Raw genomic sequence first — 15,671 nt, 5'->3', positions numbered from 1 at the left:
GGGCGCGGTGACCGGGGTTCGGTTCTGGTTCATGGTTAGGGGGGGGGGCCGGGGGGCTGGGGCGGGGTGGCGCATGGGGTGCGTCTCGGCTAGGGCTGGCGGGACCATGGCGCGCAGGAAAGGGATTGGCAATGGCCGAAATTGCGGTGATGGGGGCGGGGGTTTTTGGCCTCTGCGCGGCATTCGCGCTGGCCCGTCGCGGCGCGCGGGTTGTGGTGTGTGAGCGCGATCACATCGGTGCGGGGGCCTCGGGCGGGCTGGTCGGCGCGCTGGCGCCGCATGTGCCAGAGCAATGGAATGCCAAGAAAGCTTTTCAGTTCGACAGCCTGATCATGGCCGCCGGTTTCTGGGCCGATGTCGCGCGGACCGGCGGGCAGGACCCGGGCTATGCCCGGCTTGGACGGGTGCAGCCCTTGGCGAATGACGCTGCCGTGGCGCTGGCCCGTGCCCGCAGTGAAAGCGCGAAAACCCTTTGGCAGGGGTTGGCTGACTGGCGCGTCTGCCTCGCTGGCGAGGTGCCGGGCCTGCGCCTGCACAGCCCCAGCGGGATGGTGGTGCATGATACGCTGACCGCGCGCCTGTCACCGCGCCGCGCCGGGGCCGCACTGGCGGCGGCGATCACCGCGCTGGGCGGCGAGATCCGGCGCGGCACCACCCCGCCGCCCGGCGCGCGGGTGATCTGGGCGACGGGTGCTGCCGGGCTGGCGGAGCTGGGCCTTGCGCTGGGGGTGCCGATGGGCGGCGCAGTCAAGGGGCAGGCGGCGCTCATGAGAGCTGACTGGCGCAACGCGCCGCAGGTATTCGCCGAAGGGGTGCATCTGGTGCCGCATGCTGATGGCACGCTCGCCATCGGCTCCACATCCGAGCGGGTATTCACCGCGCCCGATACCACCGATGAGCAGCTTGAGGCGCTGATTGCCCGTGCCCGCGCGCTGTCGCCTGATCTGGCCGATGCCCCGGTGCTGGAACGCTGGGCGGGCCTGCGTCCGCGCAGCCCGTCGCGCGCGCCGATGCTGGGGGAATGGCCGGGCCGGGCCGGGCAATATGTGATGAATGGCGGCTTCAAGATCGGCTTTGGCATGGCGCCCGGGCTGGCCGAGGTCATGGCAGACCTTGTGCTGGAGGGGCGCGATGCCATTCCGCAGGGTTTCCGCGTCAGCGACAACCTGCCCGATACTGCGCGCTAACCCTCTGGCACGAAGGTGGCGAAACGGGCCTGTTGCGCCATCAGCACCGCCTGCGTCCGGCTTTGCACCCCCAGCTTGCGCATGATCGCCGTGACATGCGCCTTGACCGTGGTTTCGGCAATCGACAGCTCCCAGGCGATCTGTTTGTTCAGCCTGCCCTGACACAGCAGCTCCAGTATCCGCGCCTGCTGCCGCGTCAGTTGCGCCAGCCGGGTGATGGCGTCCTGCGCATCGCTGGTCTGGGCGCTGGCCACAAAACCCTCGGGCAGGTAGCGCTGCCCTTCGGCCATTGCCGCCAGCGCGGTGCGAAAGGCCTCGCGGCCGGAATGCTTGGGCACGAAGCCTGCGGCACCCGCCGCCAGCGCCGCCTCGATCAGCCGCGGATCGGCCATGGAGGATACCACCAGCACCGGCAGACCCGGCGCCACGGCCCGCAGCCGCAACAACCCCTCCAGCCCTTCGACATCGGGCAGGTCCAGATCCAGCAGCACCAGATCGGGCGGTATCTGATCCGGCCCCGCCTCGATCCGCGCCAGCGCCGCGCCCAGCGTATGCGCCGTTTCCACCTCACCCACCCCGGCGAGCGCGCGCAGGGTCAGCGCCAGCGCGTCGCAAAACAGCGGGTGGTCATCGACGATCAGCGCCCGCGCGATGAAAGCGGGCGGGGTGTCGGGCGCGGTATCGGGCCGGGTGGCGGTCATCGGTGAGGCTTCCCTGCGTCTGTTCGCACGATAGCACCGGCAGCGGTATCGTCAAACAGGCCAGAATCGCCTTGCCATGCGACCATCGTCTGACAGACGAAAGCCGTCTTTCGCCGCCCGCCCCTTCTGCCTATGCTGCCTGCCATTGCCGGGAAGAGGGAGGAACCGCCATGCAGATGAGTGACGCGCGCCAGATCGACGCCGCACCGCACGAGGTTTGGGCAGCACTTCTGGACCCTGAGGTGCTCAAGGCATCGGTGCCGGGGTGTGAGGAACTGACCGGCTCTGCCGCTGAGGGGTTTGAGGCCGTGGTCGCGCAAAAGGTGGGGCCGGTGAAAGCGCGCTTTACCGGGGTTGTCACCGTGAGCGATGTTGTCGAGGGTGAAAGCCTGACGCTTTCGGGCGAGGGCAAGGGCGGCGCCGCCGGTTTTGCGCGGGGTGAGGCGCGGGTGCGGCTGGAACCTGCTGAGGGCGGCACCCTGCTGCATTACGCGGTCGAGGCCAAGGTGGGCGGCAAGCTTGCCCAGCTTGGCAGCCGCATCATTGACGGATTCGCCCGCAAGATGGCCGATGATTTCTTTTCGCGCTTTCAGGCGGCGGTTGAAGGGCCGGGCGCAGACGAAGGCCCCGAACCGGCCGAAGGCGCTGAGCCTGAGGGCGAAGGTGCGAAAAAGGGCTGGTTCAAGCGGGTGCTGGGCAAGGAGTGATCGGGGCCAGAGCAGCGGCAAGGGTCCGATGACCCGGGCATGCAGCGCAATCGGCACCCCTTAAACCACCAACCCCGGTAGAACGCCCCCAGGGCGGCAGCCCCTGCATTGCCCCCGCCGCGCGGCTGCGCCATGATGCCCGGCGAACCGACCCACCAGAAAGGGCGCCCGTGCTGCCACCCCTCTTTGCCGCCTATGTTGCCCCCGCCCGTGTCTATCCGCAGCTCTGGCGGCTGGCACTGGGAATGGCGCTGATTGCCGGGGTTTATTTCCTCTGGATCGCGGTTCTGGGCGGTCTTTTGTGGCTTGCCACCGGGGGAGGGGCAGGGCTGAACCTGCGGCTTCAGACCATCGGGCAGGGGGCTGACCCATGGTCGCTGCTGCTTCTGCTGAGCACCTTCCTTGGCATGGCGCTGGGCGCCTGGGCGGCGGCGCAGCTGCTGCACCGGCGCGGCTGGCGCAGCCTTTTCGGGCGACCCGCCGTGGTGCTGCGCGATTTTGTGCTGGGCGTGGCGGTGATGCTGGTGGTGGGCGGCGGCGTCAGCCTGCTGTTTCTGCCCTTTGTTCCGGCGCTGGAAGTGGCGACACCGCTGCCTGTCTGGCTGGCCTTCCTGCCGCTCGCGCTTTTGGGTATCGCGCTGCAGACCGGGGCGGAGGAGCTGGTTTTTCGCGGCTATCTGCAACAGCAGCTTGCCGCGCGCTTTGCCACGCCACTGGGCTGGATGGTGCTGCCCTCGCTCCTGTTCGGGCTGGCCCATTTCGCCCCCGCCGAGATGGGTGAGAACGCCTGGCTGGTGGTGGCCACCACCGGCCTTTTCGGGCTGATCGCGGCGGACCTGACGGCGCGCACCGGGGCGCTGGGGCTGGCATGGGGCCTTCATTTCACCAACAATTGTCTGGCGATTCTTGTGGTTTCGGCCATGGGCGGGCTGGACGGGCTGGCGCTTTTTCAACTGCCTGAAGGGGCGGCGCATGCGCTAGTGCTGCGCCCGCTTCTGTTGGCCGATATGGCGCTGATGGGGGTGGTCTGGGCGGCCTGCCGGTTGTGGCTGCGCCGCCGTTGAGCGGGGCCACGCCGGGCGCCGTGCAAGGAACTGCACCCGACTGCGATTGCATTTCCGGCCAAGCCCGCTTATCTGATCACCCAGCGAAACAGAGGCCATGGGCATGAACTGGATCACAAACTACGTCCGACCAACGATCAACTCGCTCTTCTCGCGCCGCGAGATGCCCGAGAATCTGTGGACGAAATGCCCGGAATGCGGAACGATGCTGTTTCACCGCGAACTCAGCGACAATCTGCAGGTCTGCACCAACTGCAACCACCACATGCCGATCACCCCGCGTGAACGCTTCACCCGCCTCTTTGACGCCGGTGTCTTTGCCGAGGTCGCGGTGCCCGAACCCACCACCGACCCGCTGCATTTCCGCGATCAGAAGAAATACCCTGACCGCATGAAAGCCGCGCAGAAAGCCACCGGCGAGCGTGAGGCGATGCTGGTGGCGGAAGGTGAGGTTGCGCGCACGCCGATCGTTGCCGCCGCGCAGGATTTTGCCTTCATGGGCGGCTCGATGGGCATGTATGTCGGCAATGCGATCATTGCCGCCAGCGAACGCGCTGTCGCAACCCGCCGCCCGCTGGTGCTGTTTTCGGCAGCCGGGGGCGCGCGGATGCAGGAGGGGATCCTGTCGCTGATGCAGATGCCCCGCACCACCGTCGCCATCCAGATGCTCAAGGAGGCGGGCCTGCCCTATATCTGCGTGCTCACCCATCCCACCACCGGGGGCGTGACCGCCAGTTATGCCATGCTGGGCGATGTTCATATCGCCGAGCCCAATGCGCTGATCTGCTTTGCCGGGCCGCGCGTGATTGAACAGACCATCCGCGAGAAGCTGCCCGAGGGGTTTCAGCGCGCCGAATATCTGCTGGATCACGGCATGCTGGACCGGGTTATCCACCGCAAGAAGATGCGCAACGAGCTTGTCACCATCCTGCGCATGCTGACCGGGCAGTCGCCTGCCGTGGCGGGTGATCTGCCCGCGCCTGACCCCGAGCCCGCGGAACCAGCCGCTCAGCCCGTGCCTGATACCCAACCCGTGCCTGACACCAAGCCGTGAGCGCGCCGACATCCGACGCCATCCTTGCCCGGATGATGGCGCTGCATCCCAAGATCATCGACCTGACGCTGGACCGGGTCTGGCGGTTGCTGGCGGCACTGGGCAATCCTGAGCGGGATCTGCCGCCGGTGATTCATATCGCGGGCACCAATGGCAAAGGCTCGACGCAGGCGATGATCCGCGCGGGGCTGGAGGCTGAGGGCAAGCGCGTTCATGCCTATACCTCGCCGCATCTGGCGCGGTTTCATGAGCGTATCCGGGTCGCGGGGAGCCTGATTTCCGAAGACGCGCTTATGGCGGTGCTGGATGAATGCTACGCCGCAAATGCGGGCGCGCCGATCACCTATTTCGAGATCACGACCTGCGCGGCGTTTCTGGCCTTTGCGCGCAGCCCCGCCGATTACACCTTGCTTGAGGTGGGCCTTGGCGGGCGGCTGGATGCCACGAATGTCATCGAAAAACCCGCGCTGACCATCATCACCCCGGTCTCGCTGGATCATCAGCAGTATCTGGGCGAATCGCTGGCTGAGATCGCGGGCGAGAAGGCCGGGATACTCAAGCGCGGTGTGTCTTGTGTGGTGGGCCCCCAGGCGGATGAGGGGCTAGAGGCGATCGAGGCGCGCGCCGCCCGGCTGGGGGCGCCCCTGCTGGCGTATGGCCAGCACTGGCATGTGACCGAGGAAAGGGGGCGGCTCGTCTATCAGGACGAAACCGGCCTGCTGGACCTGCCCCTGCCCAACCTGCCCGGCCCGCACCAGTTGCACAATGCCGGTGCGGCGCTGGCGGCGCTGCGTTTTCTGGGGGCCGGGGAGGCGGCGTCTGAAGGTGCCGTCTCGCGCGCCGAATGGCCCGCGCGGATGCAGCGGCTGCGCCACGGCCCGCTGGCCGATGCCGCGCCCGGGGCAGAGCTGTGGCTGGATGGCGGCCACAACCCGGCGGCGGGTGCCGCGATCGCGGCGACGCTGGCGCGGCTGCCTGCCCGCCCCACCTGGCTGATCTGCGGGATGCTCAACACTAAGGATGTGCGCGGCTTCATGGCCCCGTTGGCCGGCCGCGCCGAGGGGCTTTTCGCCGTGTCGATCCCGGGTGAAGCCAATACCCTTCCCGCCTCAGCCACCGCTGATGCGGCGGCAAGTGCGGGTATCAGCGCCGCCGAGGCCGAATCGGTTGCCGCCGCGCTGGCGCAGATCACCGCTCAGAACCCGCAGGCGCGCGTTCTGATCTGCGGTTCGCTGTATCTTGCGGGTGCGGTGCTGCGCGAAAACGGCTGAGCGCCTGCTTTTTACCGAAAGCCCAAAACAAAAAACCCCGCCTGAGCGGGGTCTTTCAATGCGGTCTCGCAAATCTGCTCAGGCCGCAGCCTGATCAGCCTCAGCCGCCTGCGCTGCCTTGGCAACGTCTTTCTTGATCTTCAGCACGCGCGGCGACAGTTCTTCGTCGCGGGCCTTGGCGAGGAAGGCATCAAGCCCGCCACGGTGATCGACCGAGCGCAGCGCCGCAGCGGAGATGCGCAGCGAATAGGCTTTGCCCAGTTTTTCCGATGCCAGCGTCACATCTACCAGATTCGGCAGGAAGCGGCGGCGGGACTTGTTGTTGGCGTGGCTGACATTGTTGCCAGACATCGGGCCCTTTCCGGTCAGTTCGCAACGGCGCGACATGTTTTTGTCCTCGTCTTGTTCGGGTGGGCTGGCGTCGCCCGTCAACACAAAAGGCGCCGCTCTGGCAGCGCCCGGAAATCTGATTGGGTGCTATTAGGGGGATTGCAGCGTGGCGTCAAGAGGGGAGTGGTGCGCGCCCGAGGTTTCCAGCGTGTCGAGCATGGCCTGCGCGGCCGCCCCGGCGCTGGTCTCGCCGCGCGCCACGGCCTCGGCAAGCGCGGCCATCCGCGCGCGCGCCGCCGGGGTTTCCAGCCGCGCCAGCAGCGCGCGGCGCACTTCCTCGCCGAACCAGTGCTTCGCCTGCGCAATGCGGCGTTCCGCCCAATGCCCTTCCGCGCGCCGCCAGTTGCTGAGCGCCGTGATTTCCGCCCAGACCTGCTCCAGCCCGCGTTCTTCCAGCGCCGAGGCGGTCATTGCCTTGGGAAAGCCGGGCGGGTCCTGCGGGCGGCGGCGCAGCAGCCGCAGTGCGCCTGCGTAATCGGCGCAGGTGCGGGTGGCCGTGGCCTTCAGGTCACCATCGGCCTTGTTCACCACGATGATATCGGCGGCCTCCATGATCCCGCGCTTGACGCCCTGCAACTCATCGCCGCCCGCCGGGGCCAGCAGCAGCAGGAAGACATCGCACAACTCAGCCACCACGGTTTCAGACTGGCCCACGCCCACGGTTTCAATCAGGATCACGTCAAACCCGGCGGCCTCGCACAGCGCCACGGCCTCACGCGTGCGCCGCGCCACGCCGCCCAGATGGGTCTGGCTGGGCGAGGGGCGGATGAAGGCGTTGGGGTGGCGCGCCAGCCGGTCCATCCGCGTCTTGTCACCCAGAATGGAGCCGCCGGTGCGGGTGCTCGACGGGTCCACCGCCAGAACCGCCACGCGCATGCCCTGGTCGCACAGCGCCATGCCGAAGGCCTCGATGAAGGTCGATTTGCCCACGCCCGGGGTGCCTGAAAGGCCAATCCGCAGCGCCTGCCGCCCATGGCCCGCAAGGGTGTCCAGCAAGGTTATGGCCTGAACGCGGTGGTCCGGCCGGGTGCTTTCGACCAGCGTGATGGCGCGGGCCAGTGCCCGCCTGTCGGCTGCCAGAATGGGGTCGGCGAGATCGCTCATTGTTCCCTCGTCATTCGGTCGTGGCCTGTCTTGCCTTGCGCGCGCGGTGCTGTCCAGTCTTGCTGCCCTCAGGCACTGGAACTTGCCCCCGCCACGCCGCATAACGTCAGCCCATGGACCTGCCTATCGATTCCCTTCTGCCGGATATCTGCGCCACGCTGGCAGCAACCGGCCAGTGCGTGCTGCAGGCCCCGCCCGGCGCGGGCAAGACAACCCGTGTGCCGCTGGCGCTGCTGGATCAGGTTCAGGGCCGCATTCTGATGCTGGAACCCCGCCGCCTTGCCGCCCGCGCCGCGGCTGAGCGGATGGCCGAGACGCTGGGTGAACCCGTGGGCGCACGCGTTGGCTACCGCATCCGGGGCGAAGCCAAGGGCAGCCGCGACACAAGGATCGAGGTGGTGACCGAGGGCATCCTGACCCGCATGTTGCAGACCGACCCGTCGCTGGAGGGTATCGGTGCGGTGATCTTTGACGAGTTTCATGAACGCTCGCTCAATGCCGATCTGGGGCTGGCGCTGGTGCTTGAGGTGCGCGCCGCCCTGCGCCCGGAGCTGCAACTGATCGTCATGTCCGCCACGCTCGATGCCGCGCCGGTTGCCGCCCTGATGGGCGATGCACCTATGCTGACCGCCGGGGGCCGCGCTTTTCCGGTGGAAACCCGCTGGCTGGAACGCCCGGTGCCAAAGGGCATGCGCCTGCCGCAGGCGGTGGCCGGGCAGGTGCTGGCCGCGCTGGCCGAAACGGCGGGCGGTGTGCTGGTGTTTCTGCCCGGCGAAGGCGAAATCCGCCAGACCGCCGCTGCGCTTGCAGGTCGCCTGCCACCAGAGGTGCGACTTCACACGCTCTACGGCGCGATGCCCTTTGCCGAGCAGCGCGCGGCGATTGCCCCGGCGCCTTCCGGGCGCAAGCTGGTGCTGGCCACGGCGATCGCCGAAACCTCGCTGACCATCACCGATATCCGCGTGGTGGTGGATGGAGGCCGCGCGCGCCGGGCGCGCTATGACGCGGGCTCGGGTATGGCGCGGCTGGTGACCGAATCTGTCAGCCGCGCCGAAGCCGAGCAGCGGCGCGGGCGCGCCGGGCGCGTGGCCGAGGGGCTGTGTTACCGGATGTGGACGAAGGGGCAGGAGGGCGCGCTGCCCGCCTTCGCCCCGCCCGAGATCGAAACCGCCGATCTGACCGGGCTGGCGCTGGAACTGGCGGTCTGGGGTGCGGGCGACGGTGCCGGTCTGGCCTTTCTTACCCCGCCGCCCGCTGGCCCGCTGGCCGAGGCGCGCGCCCTGTTGCAGGGGCTGGGGGCGCTTGATGGCGCGGGGCGCATTACCGCGCAGGGCCGCGCCATGGCGGCGCTGCCGCTGCATCCACGGCTGGCGCATATGCTGCTGGTGGCGGGCAAGGGGGCGGCACCGCTGGCAGCCCTGCTGGAAGCGCGCGACCCGCTGAGCGGTGCGCCCGCCGATCTGACACTGCGTATGGCGGCGCTGAAAGATGTGCGCGCTTACGGCGACAACCACCCGTGGCCCGTCCGGCGCGACGCGCTGGAGCGCATCCGCACCGAGGCGAAACGGCTGGCGCGGCTGGCGCCTGAGGATGCCGGGCTGACCCCGGCCGAAATGGCCGCGCTGGCCTACCCGGACCGCATCGGCCTGCGCCGCAAGGGCGATGCACCGCGGTTTCTGCTGTCCGGCGGCAAGGGCGCGGTGCTCGATGCTGCCGACCCGCTGGCACAGACCCGGCTTCTGGTGGCGACCGATCTGGACGGCGACCCGCGTGAGGCGCGCATCCGGCAGGCGTTGCCCATCACCGAATCGGCCCTGCGCGCGCTCTTTGCCGCTCAGATACTCTGGCGCGACATCTGCGAATGGTCGCCGCGCGAAGGCCGGGTGATGGCCCGGCAGCGCGAATGCCTTGGCGCGCTGGTCCTGGCTGAGCGCAAATGGGATGCCCCGCCCGAGGCCCGGGCGCGCGCCGCGCTCGACGGGCTGCGCAATCTGGGGCTGGCGCAATGCGGCATGAGCGATACTGCGCGCCGGTTTCAGGCCCGGGTTGAACTGCTGCGCGCCGAGGGGGCCGCGCTGCCTGACCTCTCTGATGCCGGGATCATGGCGCGCGCCGAAGAGCTGCTGCTGCCCTTCCTCGGCAAGGTCCGCACGCTGGAGGATCTGCGCGCGCTCGATCTGATCGAGGCACTGCGCAGCGCGCTGGACTGGGAGCAGCAACAAACCCTCGACCGCCTCGCGCCCGCGCATTTCACCACGCCGCTGGGGCGGAAAGTGGCGATCGACTACAGCACCGGCCAGCCCGAAATCGCCGTGCGCCTGCAGGAGATGTTCGGCGTTGCCGAGCACCCGGTCATCGGTCCGCGCCACCTGCCGCTCAAGGTGACCCTGCTGTCTCCCGCGCACCGCCCGGTGCAGACAACGACCGATCTGCCGGGGTTCTGGGACAGCAGTTATACCGATGTGCGCAAGGACATGCGCGGCCAATATCCCCGCCACCCCTGGCCCGAAGACCCGCGCGCGGCAGACCCGACCCTGCGCGCCAAGCCCCGCAGCCGCTGAGGGGGCGCTGCCCCCGCCGCCCTTCGGGCGACTCCCCCGGGATATTTCTGAACAGATGAAGCCGGAAGCGCCGCATCCCTTTCATCTGTTCAGAAATATCCCGAGACGCCGAGCCCGTGGCGAGGCCGGGGAACGGGCCGCAGGCCCAGAGGGGGCAAAGCCCCCTGTCTCCTGATAAAGAATTGGGGGCAAAGCCCCCTTACTGGCCCAGATGCCGTGCGCCGCGCGTCCGGGCGAGCGCGATCTGGCGCTGGCGTTCGCGGAACCGGGCACGGCGGGCGTCGTCATATTCATCGATGCAGTGATGGCAGCTGACGCCCTCTTCATACTCGGGGCGGGTGCGGTCGACAGGTTCAAGGGGGCGGCGGCAGGCGTGGCACATGCGGTGATCGCCGGGCACCAGTCCGTGCCCGACCGATACACGCTGATCGAACACGAAGCATCCGCCCTGCCAGAGGCTCTGATCTTCGGGCACCTCTTCAAGGTATTTCAGGATCCCGCCCTTGAGGTGATAGACCTCTTCAATCCCCTGCCCCAGCAGATAGTTCGTCGATTTCTCACACCGGATGCCGCCGGTGCAGAACATGGCGATGCGTTTGTTGTGGAAGCGGTGCTTGTTGGCCTCCCACCAGGCGGGGAAATCGCGGAAGCTGGTGGTGCCGGGGTCGATTGCGCCCTCAAAGGTGCCAATCGTGACCTCATAATCATTGCGCGTGTCGATTACCGCCACATCGGGGGCTGAGATCAGATCATTCCATTCCGCCGGTTCCACATAGTGCCCGACACGCGCGCGGGGGTCCACATCGGGCTGGCCCATGGTGACGATCTCACGCTTCAGGCGCACCTTCATGCGGCCGAAGGGCATGGTATCGGCGAAGCTTTCCTTCCACTCCAGATCCACGCAGCCCGGCAGGGCGCGGATATGCGCCAGCACCGCATCGATGCCTTCACGGGTGCCGGCGATGGTGCCGTTGATCCCTTCGGGTGCCAGCATAAGCGAGCCCTTCACCCCCATTTCGCAGGCACGTTTCGCCAGGGGGCCGCGCAGCGCGGCGGGGTCGGAAAAGCGGGTGAAATGGTAGAGCGCGGCGATAGTCAGCATGGCGTTCTGTTGCACCGGAATTATGCGCAGGGCAAGGGGGCGCAATGCCCCGGGTTGGTCAGGCGAAGATGGTTTCGATGATCACCACGATGACGACAAAGAATGTCAGCGTCTTGAGGCCGAAGAACACCTGCCGCAGGCGGCTGGCCTGCTGGGTCTCCGACCCTGGGCGCGGGGCGAGGTTGATCATCAGCCAGCGGAACCGCCCGAAGCCGTTGTCAGGATAGATCGCGGCGGGCTGGAACAGGGCCACATCGCGGTGCCGCATCACCAGAATCAGCACCATCCCCGCGGCAAACCCGCCGATATGCGCCCACCATGCGATCAGCACCTCGCTGTCAGGGTCCGGCAGCAGCGCCGAGAGCACATCCAGCCCGATGCTGAGCCCGACAAACACGCTGGCGGGAACCAGCACCGGGATGCGGAATGCCACCAGAACCAGCACCCGGGCGCGCGGGTGCAGCAGCAGATAGGCCCCCATCACCCCCGCAATCGCCCCGCTGGCGCCGACCACGGGCACCATGGGTGCGGCTGACAGCACGCCTTCGCACAGCGCCCCTGCCATGCCGCAGAGCAGGAAGAACAGCGGGTAGCGGACATGGCCCATGCTGTCTTCGATATTATTGCCGAATACCCAGAGCGCCAGCATGTTCCCCGCCAGATGCAGCAGGCTGCCGTGCAGGAAGATGTAGCTGACGCTTTGCAGCGCGATCGTGTCCCAGCCCGTCTGGGCCTTTGCTCCGCCGACCAGATGCAGGCTTGCCGGGGTGAAGCCGAAGTCCTGATAGGGCGGGTTCAGGAAGAAGATCACCACGCAGGCAAGGATCAGCGCGTGGTTCACATAGGGCCGTCTGATATGCCTGACCGGGTTGTTATCGGCGATGACCAGCATGGGCGGCGGTTCCGGGGTTGTGGCGCTGGGCGGAGTTCAGCCGCACCGGAGCGGCAAGGCAAGCCCCCTTGCGCCCTTGTGCTTGACTTTCTGCGCAGCGTGGCATAGCTGCCAGCCAGTTCCCCGGAGGCCAGCATGCTTCCGGTCCCATCGCTTTTGCGGGGATCGCCATCCGTCAGCGCGTTGCGCCCACGGGTGCCGCTTCGCATTGGCGCCCCGCCACGGTCACAAAGGACGAACCCATGTTCGAGAATCTGTCAGAACGCCTTGGTGGTGTTTTCGACCGGCTGACCAAGCAGGGCGCACTGTCTGCCGATGATGTGACAGCCGCGCTGCGCGAGGTGCGGGTCGCGCTGCTGGAGGCCGATGTCTCGCTGCCGGTGGCGCGCGATTTCATCAAGCGGGTGCAGGGCAAGGCCACGGGAACGGCGGTGACGAAATCGGTCACGCCCGGTCAGCAGGTGGTCAAGATCGTCCATGACGAGCTGATCGCCATGCTGCGCGGTGAGGGTGATCCGGGCAAGCTGAAGATCGACAACCCGCCCGCGCCGATCCTGATGGTCGGCCTGCAGGGCTCGGGCAAGACGACCACCAGCGCCAAGCTGGCGCGCCGCCTGAAAGAGCGTGAGGGCAAGCGGGTACTGATGGCCTCGCTTGACACCAACCGCCCGGCGGCGATGGAGCAGCTGGCGATTCTGGGTGGCCAGATCGGGGTTGATACCCTGCCGATCGTCAAGGGCGAGAACGCGGTGGCGATTGCCAAACGTGCCAAACAGCAGGCGATGCTGGGCGGCTATGATGTCTATATTCTCGATACCGCTGGCCGTCTGCATATCGACACCGTGCTGATGGATGAGGTGCAGGCGGTTCGTGACGTCGCCAACCCGCGTGAGACGCTTCTGGTGGTCGATGGCCTGACCGGGCAGGACGCCGTCAACGTGGCGACCGAGTTTGACGAGAAGGTCGGCATCACCGGCGTCGTGCTGACCCGGATGGACGGCGACGGGCGCGGTGGTGCTGCACTTTCGATGCGCGCGATCACCGGCAAGCCGATTCGCTTTGTCGGTCTGGGCGAAAAGACCGACGCGCTGGAAACCTTCGAGCCGGAGCGCATTGCGGGCCGCATTCTGGGCATGGGCGATATTGTCGCGCTGGTGGAGCGCGCGCAATCGACGCTGGAGGCCGAGCAGGCCGAGCGTATGATGAAGCGTTTCCAGAAGGGTCAGTTCAACATGAACGACCTGAAAAGCCAGCTTGAGCAGATGCAGAAGATGGGCGGCATGCAGTCGGTCATGGGCATGATGCCGGGCATGGGCAAGATGCAGAAACAGGCCGAGGCTGCGGGCTTTGACGACACCATGCTCAAGCGCCAGATCGCGCTGATCCAGTCGATGACCAAGAAAGAGCGCGCCAATCCGGATGTGCTGCAGGCCAGCCGCCGCAAACGCATCGCTGCCGGGGCCGGGCTGGAAGTGTCGGAGCTGAACAAGCTTCTGAAGATGCAGAAGCAGATGGCCGATGTGATGAAGAAGATGGGCAAGGGGGGCATGCTGAAACAGGCGATGAAGTCGATGTTCGGCAAGAACCCCGATATGGCCGATATGCAGAAGCAGCTTGCCGACCCGGAAGCGATGAAGGCCGCGCAGATGGCGATGCAGCGCGGCAGCGGCCTGCCCGGTCTGGGTGGCGGGTTGCCGGGCGGGCTTTCCGGCCTTGGCTTTGGAAAGAAGCGGTAAATGTCTGCAACGCCCAGCCCCGCGCTGATCGGCACGCCCGTTCTGGAAACGGAACGGCTGCGCCTGCGCGCGCCGGTGGCGGCGGATTTTGAGACTTTTGCGGCGCATGTTGCCACCGACCGAGCGCGCTATACCGGCGGGCCGCAGGACCGGACGATGGCGTGGCGCTCCTTCTGCCATATGACCGGGCACTGGGTCCATCGCGGCTATGGCATGTTCTTCTTCACTGACAAGACAAGTGATGCGGTGCTGGGCTTTGCCGGGCCGTGGTTCCCCGAAGGCTGGCCTGAGCCTGAACTGGGCTGGAGCGTGATGATCGCTGCCGCCGAGGGCAAGGGCTATGCGCAGGAGGCTGCGCGCGCCGCGCGCGCCTATGCCTATGACGTGCTGGGCTGGCCCACCGCAATCAGCCTGATCGACGCGGCCAATATCCGCAGTCAGGCGCTGGCCACACGGCTGGGCTGTGTGCCCGAGGGGCCGGGCGAGGTTATGGGCAAACCCTGCGTCATCTGGCGCCACCCCGCCCCCGATGCCCTGGGCGATGGCGGGATGGAGGCCTACGCATGAATGCCGCCCGCCGCATTCCGGTTCTGACCACCGAACGGCTGACCTTGCGCCCGCTTGGCCAGCAGGATCTGGCGCCGCTGACCGCGTTCTATGCCTCAACCCGCTCGCAATTCGTCGGCGGCCCGGCCACGGCGGAGCAGGTCTGGCGCATGCTGGCCGCCGAAATCGGCCATTGGGCGCTGCGTGGCTACGGGCGCTGGGGCGTGGACATCACCGAAACCGGCGAGACCTGCGGCATGGTCGGCCTCTGGAACCCCGAGGGCTGGCCGGAACCCGAGGTGGGCTGGGATCTGTATAACGGGTTCGAGGGCAAGGGCTATGCCACCGAAGCAGCACGCGCCGCGCGCGATAATGCCTATGGCGCACTGGGCTGGCGCACGCTGATCAGCCTGATCAACCCGGCCAATACAGGCTCGCAAGGCGTGGCCCGCCGGTTGGGCGCCGCGTATGAGGGCGGATTTCAGCATGCGCGCTTTGGTCTGGTAGAAATCTGGCGGCACCCGGCAGCAGGCGACACGGCATGACATCCTTTCGCCACTCCGCCCCGATGCCCCGCAACCGCCCCCGGAGGACCGCATGAGCAACGCAACCGAACGCGCCGCCGAGCTGCTGCGCGAGCACCGCGAATCGATCGACCGGCTGGACGCGATCCTTGTCTATACGCTGGCCGAACGCTTCAAACACACGCAGGCCGTGGGCAAGCTGAAGGCCGCCCATGCCCTGCCGCCCTCGGACCCGTCGCGCGAGGCGCGGCAGATCGAGCGGCTGGAATGGTTGGCCAGCGAGGCCGATCTCGACCCGGAATTTGCCCGGAAATTCCTCAACTTCATCATCTCGGAAGTGATCCGTCACCACGAGAAGTTGCAAAACTGAACCGAACTGGCACGGGCCGGAGACCCGGCGTGCCGCAACAGCCATCCAAAGGAGAATATACCCATGGCTACTAAAATCCGTCTCGCCCGTGGCGGCTCGAACAAGCGCCCGTTCTATGCAATCGTCATTTCCGACAGCCGCATGCCGCGCGACGGCCGCTTTCTGGAGAAGGTCGGCACCTATAACCCGCTTCTGGCCAAGGACAGCGAAGAGCGCGTGAAAATGGATCTGGAGCGCGTGCAGTTCTGGCTGGACCGTGGCGCGCAGCCGACCGACCGTGTGCTGCGCTTCCTCGAAACCGCGGGCCTGCGCACCAAGTCCGAGCGCTCGAACCCGAACAAGGCCCAGCCCGGCAAGAAAGCCGTCGAGCGCGCCAAGCAGCGGGCCGAAAAAGCCGCCGCCGGCGCTGAAGAGTGAACCGGGTGAGGGGGGCATTCTGCCCCCCTCTTTGGCTTCGCCAAA

At 67.3% G+C, this 15,671-nt stretch carries 16 protein-coding genes; 11 read left to right on the top strand and 5 right to left on the bottom strand.

Annotated elements, in window-relative coordinates:
* Nucleotides 1-125 precede the first annotated feature (125 nt).
* Nucleotides 126-1,187 carry an NAD(P)/FAD-dependent oxidoreductase gene (locus V7Q53_RS21675; RefSeq protein WP_333830960.1) on the top strand — a complete coding sequence of 354 codons (1,062 nt, stop codon included), beginning with the start codon at nt 126-128 and terminating at the stop codon, nt 1,185-1,187.
* Here V7Q53_RS21675 and V7Q53_RS21670 read toward each other — a convergent pair.
* Entirely contained in the window at nt 1,184-1,888 is a 705-nt protein-coding gene (locus V7Q53_RS21670; RefSeq protein WP_333830959.1) for a response regulator transcription factor, read from the bottom strand. The genes V7Q53_RS21675 and V7Q53_RS21670 overlap by 4 nt on opposite strands.
* 170 nt (nt 1,889-2,058) lie before the next feature.
* On the opposite strand from V7Q53_RS21670, the gene V7Q53_RS21665 reads away from it, so the two are divergent.
* The 4 genes from V7Q53_RS21665 to V7Q53_RS21650 all read left to right on the top strand — a co-directional run bounded on the left by V7Q53_RS21665 (nt 2,059) and on the right by V7Q53_RS21650 (nt 5,984).
* Nucleotides 2,059-2,595 (top strand): CoxG family protein, encoded by a 537-nt coding sequence (locus tag V7Q53_RS21665; protein ID WP_333830958.1) that lies wholly within the window; start codon nt 2,059-2,061, stop codon nt 2,593-2,595.
* Between the two features lie 170 nt (nt 2,596-2,765).
* On the top strand, nt 2,766-3,659 hold the full coding sequence (locus tag V7Q53_RS21660; RefSeq protein WP_333830957.1) for a CPBP family intramembrane glutamic endopeptidase: 894 nt from the start codon (nt 2,766-2,768) through the stop codon (nt 3,657-3,659).
* A 103-nt stretch (nt 3,660-3,762) separates the two neighbouring features.
* Entirely contained in the window at nt 3,763-4,713 is a 951-nt protein-coding gene (gene accD, locus V7Q53_RS21655) for an acetyl-CoA carboxylase, carboxyltransferase subunit beta (RefSeq protein ID WP_333830956.1), read from the top strand.
* A complete protein-coding gene (locus tag V7Q53_RS21650; RefSeq protein ID WP_333830955.1) occupies nt 4,710-5,984 on the top strand; it encodes a bifunctional folylpolyglutamate synthase/dihydrofolate synthase in 1,275 nt (424 codons plus the stop codon). Before accD ends, V7Q53_RS21650 begins: the two co-directional genes overlap by 4 nt.
* A 78-nt stretch (nt 5,985-6,062) precedes the next feature.
* Here V7Q53_RS21650 and rpmB read toward each other — a convergent pair whose 3' ends face one another.
* Together rpmB and meaB are read right to left on the bottom strand one after the other, a co-directional pair.
* A complete protein-coding gene (gene rpmB, locus V7Q53_RS21645) occupies nt 6,063-6,371 on the bottom strand; it encodes a 50S ribosomal protein L28 (protein ID WP_333830961.1) in 309 nt (102 codons plus the stop codon).
* 93 nt (nt 6,372-6,464) lie between these two features.
* On the bottom strand, nt 6,465-7,478 hold the full coding sequence (meaB, locus tag V7Q53_RS21640) for a methylmalonyl Co-A mutase-associated GTPase MeaB (RefSeq protein WP_333830954.1): 1,014 nt from the start codon (nt 7,476-7,478) through the stop codon (nt 6,465-6,467).
* 113 nt (nt 7,479-7,591) lie between these two features.
* On the opposite strand from meaB, the gene hrpB reads away from it, so the two are divergent.
* Nucleotides 7,592-10,039 (top strand): ATP-dependent helicase HrpB, encoded by a 2,448-nt coding sequence (hrpB, locus tag V7Q53_RS21635; protein WP_333830953.1) that lies wholly within the window; start codon nt 7,592-7,594, stop codon nt 10,037-10,039.
* Nucleotides 10,040-10,238: 199 nt separating this feature from the next.
* Here hrpB and trhO read toward each other — a convergent pair whose 3' ends face one another.
* Both trhO and V7Q53_RS21625 read right to left on the bottom strand, forming a co-directional pair.
* On the bottom strand, nt 10,239-11,141 hold the full coding sequence (gene trhO / locus V7Q53_RS21630) for an oxygen-dependent tRNA uridine(34) hydroxylase TrhO (RefSeq protein WP_333830951.1): 903 nt from the start codon (nt 11,139-11,141) through the stop codon (nt 10,239-10,241).
* A gap of 58 nt (nt 11,142-11,199) precedes the next feature.
* A complete protein-coding gene (locus tag V7Q53_RS21625) occupies nt 11,200-12,033 on the bottom strand; it encodes a rhomboid family intramembrane serine protease (RefSeq protein WP_333830949.1) in 834 nt (277 codons plus the stop codon).
* Between the two features lie 242 nt (nt 12,034-12,275).
* Here V7Q53_RS21625 and ffh point away from each other — a divergent pair, with 242 nt between their 5' ends.
* From ffh to rpsP, 5 genes are all read left to right on the top strand, one after another.
* Nucleotides 12,276-13,769 (top strand): signal recognition particle protein, encoded by a 1,494-nt coding sequence (ffh, locus tag V7Q53_RS21620; protein ID WP_333830947.1) that lies wholly within the window; start codon nt 12,276-12,278, stop codon nt 13,767-13,769.
* Entirely contained in the window at nt 13,770-14,336 is a 567-nt protein-coding gene (locus V7Q53_RS21615) for a GNAT family N-acetyltransferase (RefSeq protein ID WP_333830946.1), read from the top strand. It abuts the gene before it with no gap.
* Nucleotides 14,333-14,860, top strand: a complete 528-nt coding sequence (locus V7Q53_RS21610) for a GNAT family N-acetyltransferase (RefSeq protein WP_333830945.1) — start codon at nt 14,333-14,335, stop codon at nt 14,858-14,860. The genes V7Q53_RS21615 and V7Q53_RS21610 overlap by 4 nt, the downstream gene beginning before the upstream one ends.
* Nucleotides 14,861-14,912: 52 nt before the next feature.
* Nucleotides 14,913-15,209, top strand: a complete 297-nt coding sequence (locus tag V7Q53_RS21605) for a chorismate mutase (RefSeq protein ID WP_333830944.1) — start codon at nt 14,913-14,915, stop codon at nt 15,207-15,209.
* A 63-nt stretch (nt 15,210-15,272) separates the two neighbouring features.
* Complete coding sequence (rpsP, locus tag V7Q53_RS21600) at nt 15,273-15,626, top strand: 30S ribosomal protein S16 (protein ID WP_333830943.1); 354 nt, start codon at nt 15,273-15,275, stop codon at nt 15,624-15,626.
* Nucleotides 15,627-15,671: the final 45 nt, after the last annotated feature.

Source organism: Pararhodobacter sp., from assembly GCF_036802785.1.
Lineage (GTDB): Bacteria > Pseudomonadota > Alphaproteobacteria > Rhodobacterales > Rhodobacteraceae > Pararhodobacter.
This window is presented reverse-complemented; position numbering and strand designations above follow the sequence as displayed.